The organism is Candidatus Omnitrophota bacterium (genome assembly GCA_028707125.1).
Classification (GTDB): Bacteria; Omnitrophota; Gorgyraeia; order Gygaellales; family JAQTUX01; genus JAQTUX01.
This window is the reverse complement of record JAQTUX010000001.1, coordinates 469342-496320: the sequence shown is the minus strand read 5'-3', so window position 1 is coordinate 496320 and position 26979 is coordinate 469342. Positions and strand designations below refer to the sequence as shown.

Here is a 26979-nt window from a genome sequence, read left to right as displayed (position 1 = left end):
CATACTCATGCCTTATTCAACGCGGTCAGCTCCGTAACTATGCTGCCTGCCCAGCGATAGACATTGTTCTCGCTGATGATCCTCTGCATGTTCTCCATGCGCTTCCTCTTTTCCTCCGCGGGCATCTCAAGAGAAAGCTTTATCGCGTCCGCGAATTCTTCTATGGAATAGGGGTTTATCTGCACGGCATCGGTGAGCTCCCGGGCGGCGCCGGTAAAACGGCTCAGGATCAAAGCGCCGCTTAGATCGGCCTTTGACGCCACATATTCTTTCGCGACTAAATTCATCCCGTCATGCAAAGAGCTCACGATACACAGGTCCGCGAGCAGATAATACGGCCTTACCTCTTCCTGCGAAAAATACTTCTTTAGATAGATTATCGGCTTCCAGTCCCCTTCCGAGTATTTCCAGTTCTTTTTTTCGACCAATTCATCTATCTCCCCGATAAGCTCATGATAGCGCTTAATATGGGTCCTGCTGGGAGCGGCCAATTGGATGAATACGAACTTATTTTTATATTCCGGATATTTTTCCAGAAACCTGTCAACGGCGAGCACCCTTTCAATTATGCCTTTAGTATAATCTATCCTGTCCACGCCCACGGCGACCAGCTTATCCTGCAATTGAAATTCCTGGCGTATCGCGTCTATCTGGCTGGATTCGGCTTTAGACGCCTTAGCGCCCATGTGTACGTCAACGCTGATGGGAAAGGCCCTGACAAACGTCTCCTTACTGGCCCTGACTATGCTGAATTTTTCCGTGTCAACGCGGCATTCGATCAGGCGGTTGGCCGTGTCAAGAAAGTTGTTGCAATGGACCTGCACGTGGAAGCCGATCAGATCGCAGGCGAGCATCCCATTGAGGATCTCCCGCTGGTAGGGGCAGATCGCGAAGACCTCCGGGTTAGGCCAGGGGATATGCCAGAACAGCGCTATCGTAGCGTCGGGCCTTTTTTCCTTGATCATCCTGGCAAGCATGGTGAAATGATAATCCTGGATAAAGACAAACGGGTTCTTTGCCGGCAGTTCCTCTAAAACGCTGTCGGCAAATTTCTGGTTTACCTTCTTATACATCTGCCAGTCGGTCTCCCTGAATATGGGGCGGGTATGAGTAACATGGCAAAGCGGCCATAAGCCCTCGTTGGCAAAACCGTAATAATAGCCCTCCTCCTCTTCCTTGGTAAGCCATACCCTCTTCAGGATATAACGGTTGTCTTGCGGCGGCACCCCCAGTTTATCCCTGGAGTTGACAAACCTCCTGTCCGCCTCCGCGCTTCCGTGCGCGATCCACGTCCCGCCGCAGGCGCGCAGTATCGGGTCTATGGCGGTGACAACGCCGCTTGCCGGCCGGATGCATTTAGGCGCGCCGGTCACCTCATCTATGACGTGCATATACGGCTCGCGGTTGGAGACCACAAAAAAGGCGTTGTCTCCCAACTTAGCGTGGATAAGGTCTTTTAATTTATGCTCCGTCCACAGGTCCTCTTTGGCGAGGCGGACATGCGCTTCTTCGCTGACCACCTTACGCGCCACCCTCAGGCCCAGGGCGACCTGCTCTACTTCGCTTACCAGCCGCCCAAACTCGCCCTTTTCTTCGAACGGCTTCAACTTTTCCGTTTCTCCTTTTTGAAAATGAGTGAACCATTGAGTGAGCCGGCGCACAGGCAGGATAAAGATCTGCCTCTGGATCAATAAAGCGGCTATGGCTATAAGCACGATCAAGGTTATCAGGGTTATGCTTATCCGCCTCCACAGGTCTGCCAGAGTGATGAATAGATAAGAGGTATCGTAAACGACCTCTACCGCGCCCAATATATTATTTTCATCGTCCAGGACCGGCAGGGCATGGACGTATACGGAATAATCGCCGAATTTTTCCATCGCCCCGACGGCGCTCTTGCCGTCCAGAACGTCTCTAAGGTAAGGTTTATCTTTCCGCGCCCAGTCAGAGATGCGTTCAGTAATGACCAGGACCTGCCCGTTCTTATCATAGATTACGCAGCCCTGCATCCTTTCTCTTTTCTGGAAACTTTCCACTAACCGCTTGGCCGACTTCAGGTCGCCGTTAATAAGCGCGTGCCTGGCGGACAATTCCACGCTTTCCGCTACCGTCCTCGCCTTTCTTTTCAGGTCATCCATAAGCTTCTCTTCTTCATAGCGGACCTGGAGTATCCCGAATATAGTGAAGGCGACGGAGATAAGGATCAGGATCGGCAGGATAAATAAAAGGACTCTCTTCATTTCTCTTTTTCCTGTTCGTAATTTACCGCTCTTATGGGATAGGGGATCACGATGCCTTCTTTGGAAAAACGCTCATGGAGCAGCTTTATGAACTCATGCTTGATCAGGTATTGGTCCACGAATTCCTTCGCCCTCAAGATCACGGTGAGATTTATGGCGGAATCGCCGAAACCTCCGTAGCGGATAAAGGGCTGGAATTCCGGGACGCCTCCGGTTACCGATTTCATGACCTCCGCCGCCGCTTCACAGGTTATCTTCTCAACCTTCTTCAGATCGCTTTTGTAGTGGACCCCTAAATTAACCAGGACGGCCATTTCTTTATCGGGAAGATAATAGTTGGTTACGATGGCCTTGGTAAGCTTTTCATTGGGGACCAATACCACGTTATTGGGCAGCATCTTGACCTGGGTCGTCCTCCAGGTAATATCAATGACGTAACCCTCTTCTCCGGTGTCTAACTTTATGTAATCTCCCACCCTGATCTGCCTAGTAACGATAATATGAAAACCTGCGAAAAGATTGGAAAGGGTATCCTGTAAGGCCAGGGCAACGGCCAGGCCGCCGACACCTAAGGTGGCTAAAATAGGCGTTATGGAGATGCCCAGGCTATTCAGGATTATTAAAATCCCCACACCGAATATCACTATGCGGCTGATATTCCCGGTAAGCGAAGTAACGGGCAAGGCGGTTTCCACTTTACGCGAATATATCCTGATCAACTTCGCTGTCACATTTGACAGGACAAAGGTGACGGACAGAATACCAAGAACCAACAAGAGTTTGTTAATAAAATGACTTGAACCTTCGGGGATACTTGAGGATTCAAGCGCGAAATAAAGCCCCAGCATTAAAAACCAGATCATAAAAGGGCCTTTGGCGGAAGTAATAATGACGTCGTCGATCTCGGTCCTGGTCTTTTCAGACCAGCGCGCCAGGCGGGAAAAGATAACCTTCCTGATGATAAAACCCGATATTAAAGTGACTATGAAAACAGCCAAAGGTAATAATATCCCGACCACTTCCCGCGTTGAAAAGATAAGATATTTATCCATTGTTCGCGTTCCCCCAAAGAAAACCGCCACCTGACGTTTCATCAGATGGCGGCCCGGCCATCAACTATTTAACCTCCGGAAATAACAGCCAATCCCGGACCCGAGTATTGCAAATATATTCTACAACTTTTTCTCCTTGAATTCAACCATATTAGTTGTTATTATATTGGCTATGCTATGCGGCGCCGTGGAGGGCCTGATAAACATCCTCTACCCCAAGGTCTGCCTCGTATGCGGCAGGAGGCTCAAGGAGGTCAACATAGATGGGCTGCTCTGCTTTGAATGTTGGGAGAAAATAGAGAAAAACAACGTGTGCTACGCGCCCGGCGGCAAAGGGGCCGCCTTTGAAAAGGCGTATGCCTGCCTGAAATATAAAGGGTGCGCCAGAAAACTGATACATCTGTTTAAATACTCCAGCCGGCTGAAACTGAAGGAGCTGCTGGGTAAGTTGTTGATCGAGTATATCCGGGAAAATTATTTGCCGCTTACGAACGTGGACCTTATCGTGCCCATACCGCTGCACGGCAGAAAACTCAGAGAAAGGGAATTCGATCAGGCGATGCTCCTCTGCGAAGAACTGGCGGAGGAATTCGGATTAGAGATATTTAAGGGATTGCGGCGCGTAAAATATACCCGGCCTCAATCAGAGCTTGAGCCGGAACATAAGGCCGGCAACGTCAAGGGCTGCTTTGCCTTAGACGATCCTGAAGCTGTCAAAGGAAAATCCATAATGCTGTTTGACGATATCATGACCACTCAAGCCACAGTTCAGGAAGCGGCCGAGGTATTGAAGAAGGCCGGCTGCGCAAAGATCTACGTGTATACCCTCGCGAACTAAAATGAAGATCCTGAGAAATTACATATTGAAAGAATTTGCCGCCCCCCTGATAGCGTCCATTCTGGTGTTGACGTTCGTGATGCTTCTGGGGAACATGGTAAAGATGGCCGACCTGGTGATCAACAAAGGGGTTGACATCGTCAGCGTAAGCAAGCTGTTCTTGCTCCTGACCCCATACCTCTTCAGCTATACCCTGCCTATTGCCACGCTCGCGGCCGTGCTCCTGTGCTTCGGCCGGCTGTCTTCCGACAACGAAATAATAGCCATACGCTCAAGCGGAATAAACATATTCCGCCTGATAGTGCCCATCCTTGTGCTGGGCCTGATCATGAGCCTCGTGCTCGTCGTATTCAACGATAAGGTCATCCCCCGCGCCCAGCTTGCCTCAAAAAAGGCGGTGATGCGGGTGGGGGTAAGCAACCCCACTGCCGCGCTTGAGCCGGGGGTATTCATTGACTCTTTTGAAAAATACGTCCTGTTCATCTACCAGATAGAAGGCAACAGGTTCTCCAACATAAGGATCTATGAGCCGCAGGAAGGCAAGCCCACCAGGACGATCGTCGCCAAAGAAGGGGAATTCATAGCCATCCCCGACAAGAATATAGTCAAACTTAAACTGCTGGACGGCACATCCGACGAACCCGACCCCAACGAACCCAACAGCTTCTACAAATTGAATTTCAAGACCTATTTTATGACGCTTAACCTTGCCTCTGCCACGGGGGAAGTAGAGAAGAAGCCCAAGCATATGACGATAAAAGAACTGATGCAGGAGATCGGCAGGTTGAAAACAAAAGGCATCAACCCCCTTCCCCTGATCACGGAGATAAATAAAAAATTATCAATGGCGTTCTCCTGCCTTGTCTTTGTGCTTATCGGCGCTCCGCTGGCGATAATCACAAGGCGGCGGGAAAAGTCCGTGAATTTCGGCATCGCCTTCCTCATCGTGGGCGCCTACTACCTTCTCGTGATCGGAGCGGAGGCGCTCTGCCTGCAGAGCAATTTCAACCCCAATATCGCTATGTGGGCGCCTAATGTGCTGCTGGGCGCCATAGGCGGCGTGCTTACCTATAAGTCATGCGTATATTAGACCGTTACATCCTCAAATCAACGGCCTCACTGTTTATAGGGACACAGTCGCTGTTCTTCCTCCTGTATATAGCCATTGATATACTCAGCCATCTGGACGAGATACTGAAACAGGGCATGAACCCGCCCCTCCTGCTGCAATACTACGCCTCATACCTGCCGGTGATATTTATCCAGACCTCGCCCATCGCCTGCCTGCTTGCCGTGCTCTACACCTTCGGCCGCCTCAACCGCAGCCACGAGATAGTGGCTATGCGCGCCTCAGGCCTGAGCCTCTGGCAGATCTGCCGCTCAACGGTGTTCTTCGGATGCGTCATAAGCGCCTTTGTGTTCATGGCCAATGAACGCCTCGTGCCCAATGCCAGGGAAACGACCGAGCAGATAAAAAGGCAGATGGAGTATTCAAGCGCGGACAGGAATAAAAAGCGGTCGCGGCCGGAGATAAATAACCTTTCGATCTACGGCCTGCGCAACCGGCTGTTTTTTATCAAGTCCTTTGATACGCAGTCAAATACCATTGAAAACGTGACCATACTTGAGCAGGATAAAAACCAGAATATCACTTCAAAGATCCTGGCGGATAAAGGCGTATGGAAGGATAAATACTGGAACCTCTACAAATGCACCATATTCTATTTTGACAGCCGCGGCATCGTAAAGGGCAACCCCGAATTCCACGCGGAGATCGCGATGTATCTTGACGAGACGCCCAAGGATTTTATAGAACAAAGGCAGCGGCCGGAGCATATGAATATGGCCCGTTTGAATAATTACATACGAAAGATCTCAAAAAGCGGGGCAAAGACGGTCATAAGGAACCTTCAGGTGGATTTATTTTACAAGACCTCCTTTCCCTTTACCAGCCTAGTAATAATCCTGCTGGGCATACCGTTTTCCCTGGAGATCAAGAAACGCGGCGCGGCGCTGTCCTCTATCGGCATATGCATGATCATCGCCTTCCTGTATTACGTGATGGACGCGGTAAGCATCGCCCTGGGAAAATCCGGCCTGCTGCCCCCCCTTCTTGCCGCGTGGACGACAAACATCATCTTCCTTTATATCGCCCTGTTCAAATTCCAGGATACTCTGTAAATATTATTTGTATACGCGCGGGACGCGCCTGCCTACCTGGCAGACGACTTCATAAGGGATGGTGCGCGTGAGGCGGGGGGGGACGGTTCTCCTTGCTGTTATCTATTATACCGCAATAAGTTCTGAGTGCTCAATTATTTTTTCCTGTCTTAGGCCCTTCTCTATCATCTCTTCTATAATCATATCTCTGTAAATTGTTTGCCTTCGCTCTTGGCTCTCTCCCAATTCAGAGTAGAAAGGATTATCTTGTATCAATACATCCTCAGCTCCATAAGCATAGTGGAGGTAACTGGAAAACCGATATTCTTCAGGTCTCTTGACTATGCCCGCTCTAACAGGATTCAGCTCTATGTATTTGCCGCATTGAATAAGGTATTCCTCATTGTCTATAGTCTTTGCCTTGAACCTGTCCTGCCAGAGATGGCCGCAGTAGGCATACTTTCTTCTGTAATAGTAGACGTACCTCAGGTTTACCCGCTTCATGAACCTGGAAAGGTTGCTTGCTTCGTTTACCTCCAGTATCAAGTGTATATGATTGCTCATCAGGCAATAATGAGAGATGTTGATTCTGTCTTCTGCTTTGCTTTGAAGAAGAATTGAATAATACGCCTCTAAATCTCTCTCATACCGAAATATCTTCCTTCTGTTGTTGCCTCTGGATATAACGTGCAGGAAACCTGCCTCTGGTATGTGCCTTCTGTCTCGTGGCATAAAAACGCCCCCTTTCTGCCCTTCTACTATAATAGACGCAAAAATGAGGCGTTTACTTGCAAGAAATCTTAAAATTTATAAAGTAGGTGTTGTAAGTGATTATGATAGTTAAGGTTATGATAAAGAGAACCGTCCCCGTTATGCCCATTATGTATTGCTAGTTATGTAAAGCTTCGTTGGCGTTTTTTCGTTATACTACATTGCTTTTTTGTTGAAGGTTTTGAGAAACTTACGTAAAAAATTATCTAGTCTAGCTAAAAAATCAAAAAAATAAATCCAATTGCCATATATTTTCTTAATATATAACACCATGTATTCTTGAGCTTTGAATTCTCGTTCCTGCACATTTCCGAATTTATGGTGTCCCAATTCATGCAAAAACATCTTAGTGATTGAGTAACTATTAAAGAATTTTGATGTTGGAACAAAAAATGGTTTTGCATCTATTATTTTTGGAGGATACAGTTCTATAATAGCATCCTTTTCTTCATAGGCATAATAAAATCCACCCGCCCATTTAAACTCTCGATCTTGGCATTCATCTAAAAGTATTATTTTTTCTATTCCCTCCAAATCTTCTGCTGGAATAAAATAGAAAGCATGTTTTAAAATATTTTCAACTAAATTCTTATAACCTTTATTAGTTCTATCTTCTATTGGTATCATATGAAAAAGTAATTTATTTTTTATCATCTGCCTCCTCTGAAATTATTAAATAATTTAGCGAGTAAACCAGCTGCCCATATAATTCTATCTTTCCAATTCTTAAAATTTGGCGGTGGCTTGAAAGCTCCTGGTTGTCGTTCTTCATATTGCCTTAAATTCCACCCTGGCATACCTGGAGCATTCCATAACGGACCTTTTGCGTGATATTTACTAAACTGATGAACAGCATAACTACCTATTGCAACTATACCTACTCCTGTCCAAAAGATTGCTTCATCCCCTTGAATAGGTGTAGCTACTGTAATACCTCCAACTACAATCCACCATGGTTGATCCTTCTTCTGTTTATCCCACCCATAAGGATCTATCCAATTTATGGGATTGTTGGAGCAGTAGGTATATTTATTAACGAGTGAACCGGGATCTTCTGGTATTCCTGGCCAAGAGTCCCTCTGCAAGAATCTCCCAATCATCGGCGAATAATGCCTCGCCCTGTAGTAATACAGCCCCGTCTCATCATCATATTCTCTTCCTGTGAACATGTAGCGATTACCAACGGAGGATTGAAGAAGGATATTGGATGATGGATCGTGGATAATGGGATTACCGTAGGCATCGTAGGTGTAGCTTTCAACCTTTGAGCCGGAAGAGTCGGTGAGGTTTACTACGCTTCCCAGGCCGTCAAAGTGGTAGTAATAAGCATTCTCCCCCCTTTGCATAAGAATGGGTTCATCTATACCCGTACCATAGATATATTTAGCGATGAGATTGTTGCTTGCGTCGTATTCCGCGATGATCTGGTCGCCATCGTAGATGTAGGAGATTGCTTCGTCGCCTTCGGCTCCTCGCAATGACTTTGAGGTGCGCCTGCCGAAGGGGTCGTAGGCGTAGATTGCTTCGGTCGCTTCGCTCCCTCGCAATGACGAGGCGCTCACCAGCCGGTTCTCGTAGTCATAGGCGTAGGTGAAGCTGCCGTCATTGGTGAGGTTGCCGTTGCTGTCGTAGGCGAGGTTGGTTGTACCTGCCTTGGTATATTGGTTGAGGGAGTTTGAGGTGTAGTTTGTCGTGCGGTTGCCTATCTCATCATAGTCGTAGGCAGTGTCAAAGAAGGCAAAGCCGTCAGGGTAGTTGACGGCTGTGAGCTGGTAGGTCTTGTCATAGGTGTAGGTTGCTTCGTCGCCTTCGGCTCCTCGCAATGACGTCCTGTTGCCCGCGTTATCATAGGTGTAGGAGTAGGGGTTAGGTATAGAGTTAGAGACATTGGTAAGCGTTGTCAGGCGGCTGGCTGGGTCATAGTCATAGAGCGAGTAGGTATTGTTGAGGTAGTCAAGCCGGGTGCGTCTGGAGAGGGCGTCATAGGTGTAGGAGGCGACGGCACTGCCTTGCCCCATCAATGGGGCAACTACATTGGTCAGGCGGTTGAGTTCATCATATATATAGGTAAGATAGGTATTATCGGGGTAGGTTAGCTTGCTGCGGTTGGAATTGGCGTCGTATTCGTAAGAGACGGATTTATTGCCGGGATAGGTTACGCTGGTAATTCGGCTGGCCGCATCATAGTCATAGTGTATGGTGCCGATTTTGTCAATGACATCAACAAGCCGGGAGCCGATGTCATAAACATAGTCAACGCTTGATTTATCAGGATAGGTCTTTAAGTCCAGCTGGTTAATGGAGTCATAGGCGTAGGTGATGACCTGGCCTTTGGGGTCTTTTTTGGTGATGAGGTTGGAATTGGCGTCATAGGTGTATTCCTCTATTGAGTCGTCAGCGTAGGTGGTAGAGATGAGCCGATCAAAGCTGTCGTAGGTGTAGACGGTAGCATTGCCTTTTGCGTCAGTGATTTGCTTGAGGTTGCCGTTTGTATCGTAGGAGTATTCTGTAACATTATTCTCTGCGTCGGTTACCCTCCAGAGTAGATTGCGTTCATCGTATTCATAAGTAGTAGTATTACCTTCCGCATCTGCAAGCGAGCGGCGGTTGCCGTTTAAGTCATAGATAAAGTTAGAGGTATTGCCTATGGCGTCTTTGACAGAGTCCAGCCGGTCAAGGATATCATAGGTGTAGGAGGTTGTCTGCCAGGGATTATCAGGGTCGCCGGTCTGTCTGTGGAGCTCAATCAGGTTATCGTTCTCATCGTATTTATAGAGGGTCTCATAGTTAAATGGTGAAGCGGATGTGGTCTTAATCAGGTTGTTGTGGCTGTCGTATTCAAATGTCGTGGTGCTGCCTTTGGGGTCGGTTACGGTTTTGATGTTACCGGTTGTGTCGTAGGTAAACCGGGTGATAAGGTTAAGAACGCCTTGAGCAGCGGTTGTTTTGACTAAGTATCCAGTATCAGGGTCGTAATCATAGGTAGTTACATTACCGTTAGGGTCTGTTACGCTGGTTGGCGGGCCGTAAGCACTATAGGCGAATTTAACTTCGGGTTTTACGCCGTTAACAGCCGGATAGATTATTTTGATGAGATTTCCTTTTGAGTCATAATCATAGGTAGTAACGTTGCCCTTAGGGTCTGTTGCGGTCTTGACGAAGTTAAACTGCGGCTCATAGCTAAAGGCAGCTACTATGTCATTTGCAGGGTCATCACTGTCAGAGGCGTTGGCTTTCTTGCGCCTGATTTCCAGAATGCTGCCCTTATTATCATAGGTGTATTTAACCCAGTTGCCCTCAGGATAGGTTATCCTGGTGCGCTCGCGGTTCTGGTTGTATTCGTATCTGGTTTGATAAGATGAGCTGCCGGCGTATTGCTTCTGGCTCTGGACTGTGCCATCTGTATTAAGCTCGTATTCTGTCGTAAAGCCCCTGGGGTCAATAAGGGTTGTAAGAGCGCTCTTATAGCTAAAGCGATATACGCCTGCTCCATAGGTAAGATCCTTTACGCGGCTATTTTCATCATACTCCAGGGATATATATCGCCTATCCCTGGCGTTTGTTATGGAGGTTAACCTGTGCTTATCGTCGTAGGCGTATGTGGTAGTCAGTCCTGAAGGATAATCCCCTGTGGCAGGAGTGGTTACATAGATTAGATTGCCGTCTGAATCGTATTCATATGAGATCAGGCGGCCGGTAGAGTCGCTTACCTGGCTTATCTTGCGCTGGGGGTTATAAGCGAATTCAATAAAGCGGCTTAAGCTGTCGCTGACTCTGCTTAATACAGATGATTGTGAGTCATACTCTAAGGAGATTGTGTTGTTGTTTCGGTCAGTGATTGAGTTAAGGCGACCATCTAAACCAAAGCGATAGATGAAGCCATACTTGTCCTGTATCAGGTAGCCGGTTGTGTCTTTGGTTAAGGTGTCATAGCAGCCAGCTGAAGGTGTATGGGAACCGTCGGCATTCCGCAGGAATCTGTCCTTTGAGCCGTTGGCGTTACGCCTTAGAACGTATGTCTGGCTTGCTTCTGAAATCTCCAACAAGAATATATTATAGCTGTGGCTTGTGCCTATGCCAAAGGGGCCTTCGTAGGTGTCTAAACTGTTGTAGAAGCGCTTTATCTCTAAGGAGAGTCCTCGTGAAGGGATGGATAAATCCTGGTTCTGGTAGAAGAAATTGCCGTTTGAGACATCAACAGGATCTGCTGCCTCTGTCCTGTTCTTCTGGTTTATGCCAGCGGGCTTGCCGCCTGCGGTGGCTGCATCATCTACCCCGCCCTCTCCGGAAGCAAGCGAGGCATCGTTCCAGCAGGGAAGCTCGGCAAGGGCTACAGGGGGTATGAAGATATTGGAAACAAAGAAGAAAAGCGTGAATACCGAGAGGATCTTCAGGAGGCGGTTATTCATTTGTTTCCTCGTTGTTAATGATAAGCTCTCTTATGCCGATGGCTGAAGGGCCGGATTTATCCCAGAAATTAATGATCAGCTTATGCGTGCCGTTTTCATATTGGGCAGTATCCAGAATACAGGCAAAAGTGCGCCTGTCAAAACCGGTGGTTCGATATATTAACTGCTCATCTAAGAAATACTCCACCAAATACCTGTCCTGTTCTATTTTCTCAGGAACAGGGCTGATGTTAACAAGGATTTCGCCGGAAATGGACAGGGCCTCTGCCTTTGGTCGCGGCGCCTCCATTTTAGCAGTGCTTTCTTTTGGAAAGTTTAATTCCAAAATCAACTGGTTTTGATACGCCTCTTTTGCTAAAAGATTAAAAGAGAATGCGGCTATGAAAAACAGAATATACATACTCGTTTTTTTCATCCCGTCCACCCCATATCAATAGAAAATCTCCGTATGCAAGGTATAACCTTCCGAATAATTGCCGTCTTTTTCCGCCTGAATTGCTACCCGATAAAACCCTTCAGACGCAAAATTACCTTCGTTATTTCTGCCGTTCCAGATAAAAGAATTGCTGCCCTGCGCGCAGGGCTGATTATTCAGCAGATTGCGCGCCAGATTACCTTCAGAATCATAAATATTTATCGTAACATTGGCATCTCTGGATAGATTAAAGGAGATTGTGCCTTCTGAAACACCTGTGCTATAAGGATTATCATAAGGGCTAAAACGGACCGGGATAATAGCCGGATTGCTAATTACAGGTCTATCTCCCACAACCAAAATGGAATTCTCATCCAATGTATATCCCCAGATGGCAAAGGTAAAATCAGTACGGTCAACAAAATCTCCTGTCTCATCCCTGCCGTCCCAGAGCGTCTGGTGCGCGCCTGAAGAAACCGGCTCTTGATATTTCAACACCCTGACAGCCGGGCCTGAATATCTATCATAGCGGACCTTAAGATTAATCTTTGCTGCCTGGGGCAGAGTATAATCTATAACACAGAATTGATTAAGAAGCAGATTAAAATCAGATGCCGACAGGCGGATGCTGCCGGAGATATCTTTCCCGCCTGTGCCGCGAGGATCATAGACAGCGCCACCCTTGCTGTCCTCTATGATAAAATAGTAGGCGCCGTCAAGCACAATCCTGCCGGCATTATCTTTGCCATCCCAAACCTCTGAGTATGTGCCTGACTGGCGGGGCTGGTTTAGAATAAGATTCCTTACCAATGCATTTTTATTATTATAAATTTTAATATTTAAAACGCCTTCATGTGACATTCTATAAGATATGGTTACGGCCTCTCCTGCGTAAGGATTAATCTCGTCCGTAGAAATACGGATATCAGAAATAAACAGTATGGCAACATTCAGGTAAACAGGAGCTGCGTCTTTTCCATCCTCTGCCTTAGCGCTTATCTTCACAGTGTATCTGCCTTCAGGAAGGTATGCACCCTGACTATCTTTACCGTCCCAGATATGGCTATGGCTGCCGTAGCTAAGGAGTTGATTGTCTGCTAACTTTCTTAATAGAGTATTTTGCTGGTTATAAATCTCTACGCTGACATAGGAATTCTCAGATAAACTGTAAGAAAGGGTGGTTGTTTCGTCTACACCGTCACGGTCAGGAGAAAAAGGATTTGGCGTTATTCTGGCAATAGTGATAAAAACAATTTTGTTTACATTAATTGTCGCGGTCAGACACCTGTCAACATTTCCGGAGTTTACTATCAGCGTATACGCGCCGTTTGGAACTAAATCACTATTCTGGCTGCGGCCATTCCACTGCACTCGTATCAAATTAGTCCGGTGATCCGGAGTTAATACGTCATAAACAAGCTGCCTGACCAGCTGGCTGTTACTATCAATAATCTTGATATCAAAAAATCCCTGCATAGAGGCGGTAAAAGAAATATTGGCTACATCGTCCAGAACGCGGTTAGGCCCCGGGTCGTTGAATATTTCCCCTGTATCCAGATCTACCCAGGTGCCGCTTTCGTCCGGAGAAAAAGGATTGGGCGTAACTGAAAGATTATCTATATCAGGGGTCTCATTGGACAGAGTAAGTTGATAGCTGCCTGTGGCATCCATATAATTGTCGGAGACAAAAATATAATAAGTTCCTGCGGAAGGCAAAGAGTGAAGAAGCATACCCGAGGTAGAATCGGCAATCATATTGCCTGACCTATCATACAGCCGCACATATGGAGAGAAATAACTATTGCCGCTGACTTTGGGAAAACGTATATCCGCGTATAAATTATCACCTTCATTTACGGTAAAGCCATATACATCCGTATCCATAGGAGAAGAAATCTCACCCGTTACTGTCTCACCGAAAGCAATGTCTACAGCGCCATCGGGATTACTGGCGCTCTGCAGGCTTATGTCATAACTTCCTGTCTCATAGTTATAGGAGTCCACTACATAGATGTGGTAGACGCCTGCCTGAGGAAGTGAGGCGCTTAAGGTATCTGAAAAGATATTAGCGCTCTCAAGCCGCTTGCCCTTACTGTCATATACTGTCAGACGAGGCGTAAACTGGCCTGATGTCTTGACCAGGTTTATGATCAAGGTGTCGGCTGAGGCCGCTGTAAAGCTGTAGGCGTCTATTTCAGAGGGGGCTGATATGGAGGCGGATTGGGTCTGGCCTGCAGTTAGGGCAGATGCCTGGCCCGGGTTATTAAAGCGCTGAAGGGTCAAAGCGTAGCTGCCGGTATTTTCGCCGTTGTGGTCTGAGACGGTTAACACATATCTGCCTGTTGCGGTTAGTGTCGTGCCGAGCGCGTTGGCTGTGGTATCGTATACGTAAGCAATATGGCTGCCGCTTGGATCAAATAACTGAAGGTAGGGCTGGAAGTCACTTCCTTCTGTCTTGGCAAATGCCATGTAGATGTAGTCGTCTTTAGAGGCGCTAAAGGTGTAGGTGACTGTCGGGCTTGCAGCAGAGATAGCGCCTGTTACTGTAGGGCCGAAGGAGAGCTGGATAAGTTCAGGATTGCTGGCGCCCTGCAGGGCTATACTGTAGCTTCCTGTCTCATAGTTATAGGAGTCCCTCACATAGATGTAGTAAACCCCTGCCCGAGCAAGCGGCATACTTAAGGTGACTGAAGAAGAGGTATCAACTTTTTTAAGCAGCTTGCCCTTATCGTCATATACTCCTATGTAGGGCCTAAACTCTCCTGATGTCTTGACCAGGTTTATGATCAAGGTGTCGGCTGAGGCCGCTGTAAAGCTGTAGGCGTCTATTTCAGAGGGGGCTGATATGGAGGCGGATTGGGTCTGGCCTGCAGTTAGGGCAGATGCCTGGCCCGGGTTATTAAAGCGCTGAAGGGTCAAAGCGTAGCTGCCGGTATTTTCGCCGTTGTGGTCTGAGACGGTTAACACATATCTGCCTGTTGCGGTTAGTGTCGTGCCGAGCGCGTTGGCTGTGGTATCGTATACGTAAGCAATATGGCTGCCGCTTGGATCAAATAACTGAAGGTAGGGCTGGAAGTCACTTCCTTCTGTCTTGGCAAATGCCATGTAGATGTAGTCGTCTTTAGAGGCGCTAAAGGTGTAGGTCACAGTAAAGTTTTCTTTAGAAATAGTATCTATTATGGTCTGACCAAAGGTAAGGATGCGGCCTTTTAATCCTCTAATTTTAATCTCCCCTGACTCCCTCCAGCCGGAATCAAGGTTGTTTCTATCTTTAGCATACAAAGAGACGTTCTTTCTTATATTGTGCCTCGTCTTATTTATAAATAGAATGGGCCATTTAATTTCTAATGCCTTACCTGAACCATTTATATTAACTTTGGAACAATCCAGTCTTGCCTGCCATTCGTCCAAGTCTACCTGTATGATCTGTGCTGTGCCTGGGGTATAACCGCCATTCCATTGGGAAAAGTTACTTGAGGCATATAGCTTATTTTCAGGTAGGTTATACCTGAAGTAAGCCCCTCCGATAGACATATACACATCCTGTATGTCCTGCCAGCCGGCGTTGTCAAAATAAGTAGCAATAAACTCCAACTGTTCATTGGAGCGGACTATCTCATCATCGGGACTGACTGAGCCCGTGTAAGGAGTAGAGTTATGCAGAATAGTGTATGTGACTGTCTTTTGGTCGGTTTCTACACCATCTGTTACCCGGAAAGTGATAGGGTGTGTTCCTACATCAGTTTCCTCTGGCATCCAGTAGAACCTGCCTGTCTGGGCGTCTAAAGTGGCATTTCCCCGCAATCCTTCTGCGCCAAAAGTCAGTTGATTTGTGCCGTTGTATTGAACTCGCAACGTGAATGAAATCGGCCGGGCGCCTGCCATGATAGTGCGGCCTCTAACGCTGTTTAACGTCAGACCGACATTGGCTGATGCAGATATGTCTGCAAATGCAAATGGCAGATAAAACAAAAACAGGGATACGCAGAGTATCCCTGTTTGGGTTATTTTCTTTAAAATCAGGATAGGTAATTTGTTCGTGAACGACACTTATCTGGAATGTAACTATTTGATTTACTTATAGTTATTACAAAATCACAATACTACATAGAATACATCTTGTCAAGTAAATATTACCTGTATATCCGCGGGACGCGCCTGCCTACCTGGCAGACGACTTCATAAGGGATGGTGCGCGTGAGGCGGGCGATCTCTTCAGCGGTAATTGCCTGTTTTCCCTGACGGCCGATCAAGACAACTTCATCTCCCACCTTTGCCTTTAACCTGCCTGTATCAACCAGGATCTGGTCCATGCAGATAGTGCCCACAACAGGAAAACGCCTGCCCTTGATCAAAACCTGGGCCTTATTGGATAGGCCGCGGGAATAGCCGTCGCCGTAACCAATGGGGACAACTGCTACTGAGGTATCTTTAGAGGTTATATAGGTATGGCCGTAGCTTAACGGCGTGCCTTTTTTCACTGATTTCATAAAAACTATCTTTGACTTCAGTCCCATCGCCGGTTTCAGCCGTATGTCTAAGCCGTCTTTGGGATACAGGCCGTAAATGATCAGTCCCGGCCTTATAAGATTAAAATGGCTTCCGGGATAATCCAGCACAGCCATACTGTTGGCGCAGTGCTTGAACAGGATGAATATGCCCTTCTTCTCAAGCCGGCGCACCAGGGCGCTGAACATGCTTATCTGCCGTCCGGTAAGGGCTTTATTATCATCGGCGCGGGGAAAATGGGTAAAGATGCCCTCTATGGAAACGTGCTTCATCTGCTTATACAGGGCGCTGATGAATTCTTCGGCGTCGCCCCAGCTGACACCCAGCCGGCCCATACCTGTGTCTATCTTTACGTGGACAGAGACCCGTTTGTGCCTGCGCGCCGCCAGCCGGTCCAGGGCGCGGCAGACATCAAGGGTGCAGACGGTCTGCGTCAGATCGTGATCGATGACCGTCCCGGCCTGTTCGGGGAAGATCACGCCCAGGACAAGTATTGGGCATTTCACCCCTGCCCTTCTCAAACATACGGCCTCATCAAGAGAAGCAACGCCTAAATAATCCACGCCGCAGCGTACCAGCCGCTTGGAAACCCGCAGTATGCCGTGTCCGTAGGCGTCTGCCTTGACCGTCACCAGTATCTTTGTATGCGACGAGACCCTGCGCTTTATCTGCCGGAAATTATATTCCAGCGCGCCCAGGTCTATCTCGGCTATTGTGGGACGGAAGAATTCTTTCTTCATTTCCTGATCTGGCATTCTTTGGGATAAAGATACAACGGCACCAGCTTCTCTGCCGCGGCCTTCCTGTTCTTAGGCGATAACGCGATCTCCAGGATATTTTCCGCGCGCGGATACCACTGTCTTTGCGCGGCAAAGCGCGCCTGGCTAACCTTTTCTTTTATCCGATCTCCGTATATGCCTATGGCGTCGCCCAGGAACAGGGTGCCTGGTTTGAGCCCTCGCAAGGCATCCTCCAGAGAAGATAATCTCGGCGGCCTCGCGCGCTTTACGCCTCTATATACGGCGGAATATACCAATGAGCGCTTCGCGTCTACTAGCACACATACATCGCTGTCGCCGCTATCCGCGTTACGGGCAATGATATCCAAACTGCATATGCCTATGGCCGGCCTGTCCAGGCCAAGGCAGAGCCCTTTTGCCGTGGATACGCCGATCCTTATACCTGTTAAAGAACCCGGGCCAAGGCCCGCTGCCACAGCATCGATGCGCCCCTTCTTAAGCCCCGCCTTTTTAAGCAGCGCCTCTATCGCGGGCATTATCATAACCGAATGCTTAACGCGCGCGTTGATGTTGCGGGCGGCAAGCACGCCTTTATCATTGCCCACAACTATAGCCAGCATCCTGCTGGATGTATCAAAGCCCAGAATATTCAATCTTCCTCTTATCCTTGCCCGCGACCTTAAACGATATGCGGATCGCCCGCGGCGGGATGAACTCCCTTGCTTTATCAGCCCACTCCACAAGGCAGACACCATCGCCAAAAAAATATTCCTCGTATCCTAAGTCGGCGAATTCGCATTTATTCTTCAGCCGGTAAAGGTCAAAGTGATGCAGGGGGAGCTTCGCCTTATATTCCCTGATCAAGACAAAGGACGAGCTCACGACCTTGTCCCTGTCAAACCCCAGGCCGGCGGCAACGCCCTTGACGAATATGGTCTTGCCCGCGCCGAGTTCTCCCTCAAGCGCGACTATGTCCCCTTTTTTTAAGCGCGCCGCCAATTTCCTGCCCAGATCAAACGTCTCTTTCTCAGAATTAGTGATTACTTGCATAAGATGTTAGCGTAAAATGTAAAGCGCAAAGCGTAAAACCAAAACTTAAAGTTTAAAGTTTTCTTGTTTTAAAGTTTTAAGTTTTGCACTTTAGTTTTGCGCTTTTCGTTTTACGCTCTACGCTTTAAAAATGCCTAAATCCCTCTGCTTTCAATCTCACCTGCCTGCAATCTTTGGTGACCAGCGTAAAGCCGCGTTCCCTGTCCAGGACCTCCCCGATCTCCCGATATCTGCCGCCTGTCATTTTTATTATCTTCCTCGCCTGGGAAACAGGGGTGGTAAAAAGCAATTCGTAGTCCTCTCCCATTATCAGCGCCTCCCTGAAGCCTGAGGCCGCCTTGCGTAGGGGGATCAGTTCCTCAAAGATCACGGCGCCTGCCTTGCTCTGTTTTAAAATATGCCCCAGATCGCCAAGCAGGCCGTCGGATATATCTATCATCGCGTTGACCCTGAAATTCTTCACCAGAAAGCGCGCCTCTTTTATCTTTGGCTCAAATGTAAAATGCCTGCCCTTGATAGAACCCCCCAATCCGCCCGTGACAAAAATAATATCCCCCTTCTTTGCCCCGCTCCTTAAAACCAGGCGGTTTTTCTCCACCCTGCCTAAAACAACGGCATCAATGACTATCTTTGAAGAGGCGGATGTATCTCCGCCGATCAGGTTGACATTATATTCGCGCGCCAACGCCCTGATGCCCCTGTATATCCCGTCCATAAAACTAAGCGGCAGGCCTTCAGGCAGCCCTATGGAAATAAGCGCGGCTATCGGTTCCCCCCCCATTGCCGCGATGTCGCTTAAGGCGGCGGCGAGCGCCTTCCTGCCGATATAGAACGGCGGGGCAGAACGCTTAAAATGCACCCCCTCCACGATCATATCAGAGCCCGCAAGCAAATAATCCCTTCCGCTATACTCCAGCACCGCGCAGTCGTCTCCAATGCCCTTTACCACGGGACTGCGCGCTTTAATGCCGCGGCTGAGCCGGTCTATCAGAGCGAATTCTCCGATGTCTTTTAGCGTCTTCATCCGATCAAACTCTTGATCTTCACCGTATTCGGTTTATTTATGATCCCCTTCTCCGTGATTATCGCGGTGATCAGCCCCGCGGGCGTCACGTCAAACGCCGGATTATACACCTTGACGCCCCTCGGCGCTGTGCCGCGTTTACGCAATAACTCTGTTACCTCACGGGCATCCCTCTGCTCAATGGGGATCTGCCTGCCGCTTTTGATCTTCAAGTCAAACGTAGAGGCAGGCGCCGCTATATAGAAAGGTATATTGTGAAATTTGGCCAGCACTGCCAGCATATAGGTGCCTATTTTATTCGCGGCGTCGCCATTTGCCGCGATCCTGTCTGCTCCGGCAATGATTTTGTTTATTTTTCCCTGATCCATCAAACTTGCAGCCGTATTATCGCAGATAAGCGTAACGTCAACCCTGTTCTTCTTCAGTTCCCAGGCAGTAAGCCGCGCGCCCTGAAGCAGCGGCCGCGTCTCGCAGGAATAGACCTTAAAGCGCCTGCCCCGCTCTTTGGCGCTGTAAAGCACGCCGAGGGCTGTGCCGTAATCAACCGTGGCTAAGCTTCCGGCGTTGCAGACCGTAAGCACAGAGTCGCCGTTTTTTATCAAGCGCGCTCCGTAGGCGCCCATCTTTCTGCATATCCGCCTGTCTTCTTCCATTATGTCCATTGCCTCGCGGAACAGCGCCTTTTTTATTTCTCCCGCGGCAAGGCGTTTGTTCGCCTCAAACGCGGAGCGCATGCGGTTTAAGCCCCAGAAAAGGTTCACCGCGGTAGGCCGGCTTGAGCCAAGATAGGAAATGACCTTATTAAGACGCTGCCTGAATACGTTTATATCCTTGCCCTTAAAACCCTTGATCCCCAGATACACGCCCAACCCTGCTGCCGCTCCCAGCGCCGGCGCGCCCCTCACTTTCAATAACTTTATCGCCTTCCACAACGCATTTATATCGCGGCAATAGATATATTCCAGTTTTAGCGGCAGTTTGGTCTGGTCAATTATCTTTATATTTCCTTTACTCCAGGCAATAGTAGCCAAAGGCATATTATCTCCAAATCAACTCTGGTCCGATCGCAGGGATATCTGTTCCGCCCAATATCCCGCCAGGTCAGCCCAACGCGTGGCGGGATGCCTCTTAATTACCCCCTGATAACCTCTAGCGGCCGCATCATAGTCAAAAAACAACTGGTGGACCCTGGCAAGATAGTATTCTCTTTCGCCCCGTTCAAACCTTCTGCAGATCAAGGCGATCTGGATATATTTCTTAAGCCAGGTTACCGGAATGCGAGGGAATACTTTTTTATAGAACCATGTTTTGAAAGGCCGATATTCCGAAATCGGCTGATTGATCAAAAAAATCGCGGGCTTCTTACAATATCTCTTATCAACACCGCAGATATCCCTTGGTTTACATTTATATATAATGCCTGCCTCCAGATCGACAACAATGGCATTTTCTTGAAGATAATCTATATTCTCCAAGGCCGTATGCCCCGGAGTAACATACGCGACTGAATGGCTGCCGTTTCCTAAAAAAATCAAATATCCTCTTATATCAAGCGCCTCCGCCAACCGAATATATATATTCGCCACCGAGTCGCACCAGGCCTCTCCGTAGATCAGCATCCATCCAGGGCCGTCATCACGGATATTCCCGTAACGGTGGACATTTCTATAAATATATTGCTTAATATTATCTAAACCGAGAGATCCCGTTTCGCTCTGTATTACTCTAGGTATAGCGTGATAAATAAGCCCTATTCTATGGGACAACATGCCCCTGCTTATTGTATCTCTTTTTATTGTCCACCCTGATAATATCAATGATGCTATTACCAGGATTATAAATATTTTCTTCATTCTACGCTTCCCTTTGCTCAAAGACGCGCGAGCGTACTTACAAGCCGATCAATCTGGCCAGCAAACTCTTCCTCGTGGCGATCGCGGCATACGGACAGGTCTCCTGGCAGCAGAAACAACTGATGCATTTGCCGTAATCTATCTCTATTCTGTCTTTATTTTCGTTGAATGATATCGCCCCTTCAGGGCAGGCAGCTGCGCATTTGCGGCATCTCCTGCATTCCCTGCTCAGCACAAGCGGCCAGGCCTTAAGGAACCTTTTGATGACCGCGGCTAAGGGGGCGGGGATCCTCAATATGATAGAGGCGCCTGCCTGCTGGAAATGCCCTACATTTATCTCGCTTAAATCTTCGCCTAATAATTCTATGCTGTCTTTTTTTATATTACCCAACTGCCTTTTTTCTGCGATCCTGTTCGTAGGCACATTTTCCGGGTGCAGTCCCATGATCGTAGAGGCCACGCTGTCAAGCGCCACGGCATCACGCGAAGCCAGCGCTAAACCTAGCTGCTTCGCGGTGCCGCTGGGGCCAGGACCATCTCCCTGCATAGCGGTTACCGCGTCAATTATAGTCAGCGCCGGCCTTACCTTTTCGTAGATGTCAACCAGCACGGAGGAAAAATGCTCCGCGTCAAAAAAGTCTCTATGGAACTTGAGTTTAAAACTGCTGCTGACCAGGCCGAAAAGATTTTTTACCCCGGCGGTAAGCACCGTAAAATTGTGCGTCTTAAGTTTGGGCAAAGACACCACGCAGTCCACCTCATTAAGGACCGCGGCCAGGGGTATCTTGCCAAACCAGGAATGCTTGTCAAAATAGACGATACCGCAGCCCTCATCCCGCGCTATCTCTCTGATGCCGCAGACATCATAGACCTCATCCACATTTTCCGAGCGGCCTCCCCAGACGCTGGGGCCGTCGCCGATAAGCACCTCTGCATTGATCGCCTTCAACATCCTTACCACCGCCCTTATGAATTCCGGATGCGTGCATACCGGTATTTCCGGGCCCTGCGCCATAAGCAGGTTTGGCTTGACCAGCACTTTGCGGCCGGGCTTGACAAAGGCGGTTATGCCGCCGAGCAGGCCGACGGCGTCATCTACCGCCTGCCGCACCGCTTCCCTGTCGTAACTGCCGCACCTGACTATGGACACTCTGGATCTCATATTCCAAACAACCTTCTGGCGTTGGCTTCGGTCTGGCGCGATACCTCGTCAAAACTTATTCCCTTGATCTCCGCTATCGCGTCAGCCAGGTATTTCACATACGCCGGCTCATTACGCCTGCCCCTTAACTCCTGCGGCGGCAGGAACGGCGCGTCGGTTTCAAGCAAGAGCCGTTCAAGCGGAATCATGCCGACCAGTTTTCTTAAATCCTCCGCCTTCTTGTCCCGCTGAAGTATATTATCGGCGGGATCCCGCCGGGTATTAAAGCCCTTAGCGGGATATGTTATATTGCAGGTGAAGGATATGTCCAGCCCCAGCTCAAGGCACTCAGAAAGCACCTTTTCGTCGCCGGAAAAACAATGCACCACCCCCCTGATACCGCCCTCCGGGAAAGCGCGCCTTAAGATATCAAGCGTATCATTGTGCGCGTCCCTGGTGTGTATGACCAGCGGCAGGCCCTTCTCTTTGGCTATATCTATATGCGCCGAAAAGAGCTGTTTTTGCCTTTCCTTATCGTGGGCCCTGTGATAATCCAGCCCGCATTCGCCTATTGCCACAACCTTTTTATTTGCCGCTAACGACTTGACCTCCGATATGTCCGCGGCGGAGAAACCTTTCCATTCGTGAGGATGCAGGCCAACCGCGGCATAAATAAAATCGTATTTCGCGGACAGAGATACTGCCTCCCGGCTGGACTTCAAGCTGGAGCCGATATTCACGATAAAGGCGATCCCCGCCTGCCTGGCGTTCTCTATTACCCGCTCCAGATCCTCGCCGTATTCCGGGAAATCAAGGTGGCAATGAGTATCAGTTAACATAGCGTAAAATGTAAAGCGCAAAGCGTAAAACCAAAGTTTAAAGTTTAAAACGTTTTGAACTTTACGTTTTAGTTTTGCGTTTTTCGCTTTGCGCTTTTCGCTTTCAATTGGTCTCTATTCTCGGAAACAAGGGCTCGCCCTTTTTGATCTCTGGAGCCGAGAACTGCTTCAACAGCTTCTGCGAGGCCTGAGGCATAAGCGCGGCAAGGGCCGCGGCCACTGTCTTTATCACCTCAACCAGAAGGTTCAAGAACAGATACAGCTCCTTGTCCTTCTTTTCTTTTGCCAGGGCCCAGGGCTTTGTGTCTTCTATGTATTTGTTCGCCTTGTTTATAAGTCCCCATATCTTCTCAAGGGCGGCGCTGAAATTGTATTCCAGCATGAACGCCTCTACCGCCTCAGGCAGTTCTTTCAGCGCCTTGTCAAAATCAGCGGGGAACGCTCCGCCTTTCTCCGGCAGTTTTCCGGCGCAGTATTTCTCCAGCATCGTGGCGCTCCTGTGCGCGAGATTGCCCAGATCGTTGGCAAGGTCGCTGTTGACGCGCTTGACCAGCGCCTCTTCGGAAAAGTTGCCGTCAAAGCCGAACTGCACCTCTCTGAGCAGGAAATACCTGTAGGCCTCTACGCCGTATTTCTCAACCATGGCATAGGGGTCAACCACGTTGCCCAGTGACTTTGACATCTTTTTCTCGTCTATCTTCCACCAGCCGTGGGCGAACACTACCTCGGGAAGCTTCTCGCCGAGGGCCATGAGCATTATCGGCCAGTATATGGCGTGCTGCCTGAGTATGTCCTTTGCCATGATGTGTATGTCCGCCGGCCAGAATTTATCAAATTTCTTCCTGTCCCGCGCGAAGCCGATCGCGCTGATGTAATTTATCAGCGCGTCAAACCAGACATAGGTAACATGATCCGGGCTGAACGGCAGCGGGATGCCCCAGCCCAGCCGCTCTTTGGGGCGCGATATGCACAGGTCGGACAAGCGGTTATGCTCAAGAAAGCTCATCACCTCGTTCTCGCGTATCCTGGGCCGGATAAAACCCGGGTGCGAGGCGATATGCTTCATAAGCGCTTCCTGATATTTAGAAAGATTAAAGAAGAAGTTTGTCTCGCTTATGCTTTCCAGCTTGCGCTTACAGTCAGGGCAGAGCCCGTCCTCGGCTTGAGTCCCTGTCCAGAATGTCTCGCAGGGCGTGCAGTAGAGCCCCTCATACTTTGACTGAAAGATATCGCCCTTATCATAAAGCATGGTTAAAACCTTCTGCACCGCCTCAATGTGCCTTTGTTCCGTAGTGCGTATAAAATCGTCGTATTGGATGTTCAGCGCCTGCCAGAGATCCCTGAATTTCCCGGATGTCCTGTCGGTGAATTCCCGCACGGCCACGCCCGCCTCTTCCGCCGCGCGCTGCACTTTCTGGCCGTGCTCGTCGGTGCCGGTAAGAAAGAGCACGTTCTCCTTGCCGATCCTGCCCCTCATAAAACGCGCGATAGTATCAGCGGCAACCGTCGTATAGGAATGCCCTATGTGCGGAGAGGCATTCACGTAATAGATCGGAGTGGTTATGTAGAATTTTTCAGGCATTATTTCTTCGTATAATCTATGATTATTTGTTTTCCTTCTTCCAATTCAACGTACGCCTTGCGTTTAAGTATGTTGACCGAGACGACCTTGCCCTTGCCTTCGGGAGTGCTGATCTTATCGCCCTCCCTGGGCATGCCGCGGCTGAATTCCTTGTAGGTATCATATTCATAGGCCAGGCAGCACATCAGCCGTCCGCATAGCCCGGAGATCTTGGGCGGATTCAGCGGCAGGCCTTCGTCCTTTGCCATCCTTATCGTGACCGGCACAAAGTCCTTGAGGAATGTCTTGCAGCAAAGCTCCCTGCCGCAGGAGCCCAGCCCCCCTAAAAGCCGCGCCTCATCCCTGACGCCTATCTGCCTCAACTCTATCCTTACCTTGAATATGCCTGCCAGCTCCTTGACCAGTTCCCGGAAATCTATCCTCTCCTCCGCGGTGAAGTAAAAGATTATCTTGCTGCGGTCAAAGGCGTATTCGCAGTCAACCAGTTTCATATCAAGCCGGTGCTGATCGATCTTTATTACGCAGGTCTTGCGCGCCTCGGCCGCCCGAAGCTGGTTATCGGCGATCTTCTCTATGTCATCAGCCGTTGCCACGCGCAGGACCTTCTTGATATTGTCCTTGTTCTCCGGCTCCGCGGCAACCTGCGCGTCGCAGGCGATATGGCCGTAATCAAGCCCCCTGTCCTGCTCCACAATGACTATATCGCCCAGTTTCAGGGCAAGGCCGTTGTTGTAGAAATAAGTGCACTGCCCGGCCTCTCTTAATTTAACCTGCACTATCTCTTGCATAATCTTAACCTCAGAAAGTTGAATATCAGTTTCGTGCTTACGTTTCTCTCGGCCAGGTAGGACAACTGGCTCAGGTCGTTAAATGCAGCGTCCAGCTCCTCAAAACTGTACCTGCCGCTCATTGACTCAAGGTTGTCCGCCCTGTCTTCATTTATCAGGCGGCTGTTGAGGCCGATCTTCAGCATCCATAGATCGCGAAGGTAGGCGGCTAACACCGCCAGGGTAAATCTCAGGTCCTCTCTCTCGTCGTCAAATACGGCCGAGGGCACCTTGGGGTAGAGGCCGAACAAAAAGGTGTCTATTATGCTGTTCTTTACGACCAGCATATCCATATCCTTGAACCTTGCCGCCTCACCCGGAGAGCCCCCGCTGAACTGGGCGAGAAATCGGCTCGTGTCCGCCTCCAGCGAATACTTCTCCGAGAGGATATCCCCCACCGCCTTAAGCGGCAGGCTGCCGAAGGTAACCTTCTTGCACCTGGAGATGATCGTGGGGATGACCGCCGCGGAATTTGACGTGGTGAGTATGATCAGCGAATTATCCGGCGGCTCCTCCAGCGCCTTGAGCAGACAGTTGGCGCTCTCTAAACTCAGGTATTGCGCGTCCCTGATAATAAACACCTTCCATTTTGCCTCAAACGGCCTTAAGGCGATCCTTTCCAGCATCAGGCGTATGTCATCCACCTTTATCTGCGAGTCGCCTTCCTTCTTCTCTATCAGGAAAACATCGGGATGATTAAGGCCGTCTATCTTCCTGCAGGAAGGGCAGGCGCCGCAAGAATCATCGCCCTGCTCCTGGCAGTTAAGCGCCTTTGCCAGGGCCAGCGCGGTCAATGTCTTGCCTATGCCGGACGGGCCGCAGAACAGATACGAGCCCTTAAGCGTGCCCTCTTTTAATTGCGACTTGATGAGCGCTATTGCCCGCGGCTGTCCAATTATGTTCTTAAATGACATTTCTTTATCAGATCGTCTATCTGTTTTCTTATCGCCTCTTGCGTCTGCTCTTTATTGTGGTCGACCTTGATCACCTTGACGCGGCCGGGTTCGGCCTTTGCCAGCTTAAGATAGCCGGCCCTCACTCTCCTGTGAAAAGCAAGCGGCCTTAATTCTATCCTATCCTTTACGCTGCCGGCGCGCCGAAGGCCTTCGTTGACCTCCACATCAAGAAAAAAGGTTATGTCCGGCCTGATCCCGCGCGTGACCAGTTTGCCCATGTGGCGGATCGCCGATAAATCCATTCCCAGCCCATAGCCCTGATAGGCAAGCGTTGAATCAAGGAACCTGTCGCAGACCACCGCGGCGCCTTTTTTCAAAGCGGGGATGATCAGCTCATCCACGATCTGCGCCCTCGCCGCCATATAAAGCATCAGTTCACAGTTGGCAGACATCGACTTGTTTCTCACGCTGAGCAGGGCCTTCCTTATCTGCTCGCCCACAAACGTCGAGCCCGGCTCGCGCGCAAACAACACCTCGCGGCCCTCGCGCCTCAAATAATCACAAAGCATCTTAGAGTGCGTGCTCTTGCCGGAGCCCTCAGAGCCCTCGAATGTGACGAATATACCCTTCATA

22 protein-coding genes are annotated in these 26979 nt (G+C 49.2%); 3 read left to right on the top strand and 19 right to left on the bottom strand.

Features of this window, described 5'->3' with window-relative positions; translation table 11 throughout:
• Positions 1-5: 5 nt before the first annotated feature.
• Both PHR44_02230 and PHR44_02225 read right to left on the bottom strand, forming a co-directional pair.
• A complete protein-coding gene (locus tag PHR44_02230; GenBank protein MDD4909490.1) occupies positions 6-2240 on the bottom strand; it encodes a trehalose-6-phosphate synthase in 2235 nt (744 codons plus the stop codon).
• Positions 2237-3292, bottom strand: coding sequence for a mechanosensitive ion channel family protein (locus PHR44_02225; GenBank protein MDD4909489.1), 1056 nt, complete (start codon positions 3290-3292; stop codon positions 2237-2239). The genes PHR44_02230 and PHR44_02225 overlap by 4 nt, the downstream gene beginning before the upstream one ends.
• A gap of 172 nt (positions 3293-3464) precedes the next feature.
• Between PHR44_02225 and PHR44_02220 the strand changes: the two genes are divergently transcribed.
• From PHR44_02220 to lptG, 3 genes are read left to right on the top strand one after another with little or no spacing between them, the layout of a single operon-like run.
• Positions 3465-4130: a double zinc ribbon domain-containing protein gene (locus tag PHR44_02220; GenBank protein ID MDD4909488.1), complete on the top strand. Its 666-nt coding sequence runs from the start codon at positions 3465-3467 to the stop codon at positions 4128-4130.
• 1 nt (position 4131) lies between these two features.
• Positions 4132-5220, top strand: coding sequence for an LptF/LptG family permease (locus tag PHR44_02215; protein ID MDD4909487.1), 1089 nt, complete (start codon positions 4132-4134; stop codon positions 5218-5220).
• On the top strand, positions 5208-6311 hold the full coding sequence (gene lptG, locus PHR44_02210; GenBank protein MDD4909486.1) for an LPS export ABC transporter permease LptG: 1104 nt from the start codon (positions 5208-5210) through the stop codon (positions 6309-6311). The genes PHR44_02215 and lptG overlap by 13 nt, the downstream gene beginning before the upstream one ends.
• Before the next feature lie 105 nt (positions 6312-6416).
• Here lptG and PHR44_02205 read toward each other — a convergent pair whose 3' ends face one another.
• The 17 genes from PHR44_02205 to tmk form a co-directional block, all read right to left on the bottom strand.
• Positions 6417-7022, bottom strand: coding sequence for a transposase (locus tag PHR44_02205; protein MDD4909485.1), 606 nt, complete (start codon positions 7020-7022; stop codon positions 6417-6419).
• A gap of 195 nt (positions 7023-7217) precedes the next feature.
• Positions 7218-7715 (bottom strand): hypothetical protein, encoded by a 498-nt coding sequence (locus tag PHR44_02200; protein MDD4909484.1) that lies wholly within the window; start codon positions 7713-7715, stop codon positions 7218-7220.
• Complete coding sequence (locus PHR44_02195) at positions 7712-11470, bottom strand: DUF6531 domain-containing protein (protein ID MDD4909483.1); 3759 nt, start codon at positions 11468-11470, stop codon at positions 7712-7714. The genes PHR44_02200 and PHR44_02195 overlap by 4 nt, the downstream gene beginning before the upstream one ends.
• Entirely contained in the window at positions 11463-11885 is a 423-nt protein-coding gene (locus PHR44_02190) for a hypothetical protein (GenBank protein MDD4909482.1), read from the bottom strand. Before PHR44_02190 ends, PHR44_02195 begins: the two co-directional genes overlap by 8 nt.
• Positions 11886-11900: 15 nt before the next feature.
• Positions 11901-15641: a FlgD immunoglobulin-like domain containing protein gene (locus PHR44_02185; GenBank protein MDD4909481.1), complete on the bottom strand. Its 3741-nt coding sequence runs from the start codon at positions 15639-15641 to the stop codon at positions 11901-11903.
• 377 nt (positions 15642-16018) lie between these two features.
• The gene (alr, locus tag PHR44_02180; GenBank protein ID MDD4909480.1) at positions 16019-17134 is read right to left on the bottom strand and encodes an alanine racemase; all 1116 of its coding nucleotides are present in this window, start codon (positions 17132-17134) and stop codon (positions 16019-16021) included.
• Positions 17131-17787: a tRNA (adenosine(37)-N6)-threonylcarbamoyltransferase complex dimerization subunit type 1 TsaB gene (gene tsaB, locus PHR44_02175; protein ID MDD4909479.1), complete on the bottom strand. Its 657-nt coding sequence runs from the start codon at positions 17785-17787 to the stop codon at positions 17131-17133. Before tsaB ends, alr begins: the two co-directional genes overlap by 4 nt.
• Positions 17768-18184: a tRNA (adenosine(37)-N6)-threonylcarbamoyltransferase complex ATPase subunit type 1 TsaE gene (gene tsaE / locus PHR44_02170; protein ID MDD4909478.1), complete on the bottom strand. Its 417-nt coding sequence runs from the start codon at positions 18182-18184 to the stop codon at positions 17768-17770. The genes tsaB and tsaE overlap by 20 nt, the downstream gene beginning before the upstream one ends.
• A 124-nt stretch (positions 18185-18308) precedes the next feature.
• The gene (gene thiL, locus PHR44_02165) at positions 18309-19208 is read right to left on the bottom strand and encodes a thiamine-phosphate kinase (GenBank protein MDD4909477.1); all 900 of its coding nucleotides are present in this window, start codon (positions 19206-19208) and stop codon (positions 18309-18311) included.
• Positions 19205-20245, bottom strand: coding sequence for an S-methyl-5-thioribose-1-phosphate isomerase (gene mtnA / locus PHR44_02160; protein MDD4909476.1), 1041 nt, complete (start codon positions 20243-20245; stop codon positions 19205-19207). The genes thiL and mtnA overlap by 4 nt, the downstream gene beginning before the upstream one ends.
• A 12-nt stretch (positions 20246-20257) precedes the next feature.
• A complete protein-coding gene (locus tag PHR44_02155; GenBank protein MDD4909475.1) occupies positions 20258-21061 on the bottom strand; it encodes a hypothetical protein in 804 nt (267 codons plus the stop codon).
• A 37-nt stretch (positions 21062-21098) separates the two neighbouring features.
• Positions 21099-22223, bottom strand: a complete 1125-nt coding sequence (locus tag PHR44_02150; protein MDD4909474.1) for a DUF362 domain-containing protein — start codon at positions 22221-22223, stop codon at positions 21099-21101.
• Complete coding sequence (locus PHR44_02145) at positions 22220-23041, bottom strand: TatD family hydrolase (protein ID MDD4909473.1); 822 nt, start codon at positions 23039-23041, stop codon at positions 22220-22222. Before PHR44_02145 ends, PHR44_02150 begins: the two co-directional genes overlap by 4 nt.
• Before the next feature lie 103 nt (positions 23042-23144).
• Complete coding sequence (gene metG / locus PHR44_02140; protein ID MDD4909472.1) at positions 23145-24623, bottom strand: methionine--tRNA ligase; 1479 nt, start codon at positions 24621-24623, stop codon at positions 23145-23147.
• Complete coding sequence (locus PHR44_02135) at positions 24623-25411, bottom strand: stage 0 sporulation family protein (GenBank protein ID MDD4909471.1); 789 nt, start codon at positions 25409-25411, stop codon at positions 24623-24625. The genes metG and PHR44_02135 overlap by 1 nt, the downstream gene beginning before the upstream one ends.
• On the bottom strand, positions 25399-26364 hold the full coding sequence (gene holB / locus PHR44_02130) for a DNA polymerase III subunit delta' (GenBank protein MDD4909470.1): 966 nt from the start codon (positions 26362-26364) through the stop codon (positions 25399-25401). Before holB ends, PHR44_02135 begins: the two co-directional genes overlap by 13 nt.
• Positions 26346-26978 (bottom strand): dTMP kinase, encoded by a 633-nt coding sequence (tmk, locus tag PHR44_02125; GenBank protein MDD4909469.1) that lies wholly within the window; start codon positions 26976-26978, stop codon positions 26346-26348. Before tmk ends, holB begins: the two co-directional genes overlap by 19 nt.
• Between the last annotated feature and the right edge of the window lies 1 nt (position 26979).

Excerpts from the sequence above, each read along its gene's own strand:
- PHR44_02230 (MDD4909490.1), bottom strand. The coding sequence starts at position 2,240 with ATGAAGAGAGTCCTTTTATTTATCCTGCCGATCCTGATCCTTATCTCC.
- PHR44_02225 (MDD4909489.1), bottom strand. The coding sequence starts at position 3,292 with ATGGATAAATATCTTATCTTTTCAACGCGGGAAGTGGTCGGGATATTA.
- PHR44_02220 (MDD4909488.1), top strand. The coding sequence starts at position 3,465 with ATGCTATGCGGCGCCGTGGAGGGCCTGATAAACATCCTCTACCCCAAG.
- PHR44_02215 (MDD4909487.1), top strand. The coding sequence starts at position 4,132 with ATGAAGATCCTGAGAAATTACATATTGAAAGAATTTGCCGCCCCCCTG.
- lptG (MDD4909486.1), top strand. The coding sequence starts at position 5,208 with ATGCGTATATTAGACCGTTACATCCTCAAATCAACGGCCTCACTGTTT.
- PHR44_02205 (MDD4909485.1), bottom strand. The coding sequence starts at position 7,022 with ATGCCACGAGACAGAAGGCACATACCAGAGGCAGGTTTCCTGCACGTT.
- PHR44_02200 (MDD4909484.1), bottom strand. The coding sequence starts at position 7,715 with ATGATAAAAAATAAATTACTTTTTCATATGATACCAATAGAAGATAGA.
- PHR44_02195 (MDD4909483.1), bottom strand. The coding sequence starts at position 11,470 with ATGAATAACCGCCTCCTGAAGATCCTCTCGGTATTCACGCTTTTCTTC.
- PHR44_02190 (MDD4909482.1), bottom strand. The coding sequence starts at position 11,885 with ATGAAAAAAACGAGTATGTATATTCTGTTTTTCATAGCCGCATTCTCT.
- PHR44_02185 (MDD4909481.1), bottom strand. The coding sequence starts at position 15,641 with ATGCCAGAGGAAACTGATGTAGGAACACACCCTATCACTTTCCGGGTA.
- alr (MDD4909480.1), bottom strand. The coding sequence starts at position 17,134 with ATGAAGAAAGAATTCTTCCGTCCCACAATAGCCGAGATAGACCTGGGC.
- tsaE (MDD4909478.1), bottom strand. The coding sequence starts at position 18,184 with ATGCAAGTAATCACTAATTCTGAGAAAGAGACGTTTGATCTGGGCAGG.
- thiL (MDD4909477.1), bottom strand. The coding sequence starts at position 19,208 with ATGAAGACGCTAAAAGACATCGGAGAATTCGCTCTGATAGACCGGCTC.
- mtnA (MDD4909476.1), bottom strand. The coding sequence starts at position 20,245 with ATGCCTTTGGCTACTATTGCCTGGAGTAAAGGAAATATAAAGATAATT.
- PHR44_02155 (MDD4909475.1), bottom strand. The coding sequence starts at position 21,061 with ATGAAGAAAATATTTATAATCCTGGTAATAGCATCATTGATATTATCA.
- PHR44_02150 (MDD4909474.1), bottom strand. The coding sequence starts at position 22,223 with ATGAGATCCAGAGTGTCCATAGTCAGGTGCGGCAGTTACGACAGGGAA.
- PHR44_02145 (MDD4909473.1), bottom strand. The coding sequence starts at position 23,041 with ATGTTAACTGATACTCATTGCCACCTTGATTTCCCGGAATACGGCGAG.
- metG (MDD4909472.1), bottom strand. The coding sequence starts at position 24,623 with ATGCCTGAAAAATTCTACATAACCACTCCGATCTATTACGTGAATGCC.
- PHR44_02135 (MDD4909471.1), bottom strand. The coding sequence starts at position 25,411 with ATGCAAGAGATAGTGCAGGTTAAATTAAGAGAGGCCGGGCAGTGCACT.
- holB (MDD4909470.1), bottom strand. The coding sequence starts at position 26,364 with ATGTCATTTAAGAACATAATTGGACAGCCGCGGGCAATAGCGCTCATC.
- tmk (MDD4909469.1), bottom strand. The coding sequence starts at position 26,978 with ATGAAGGGTATATTCGTCACATTCGAGGGCTCTGAGGGCTCCGGCAAG.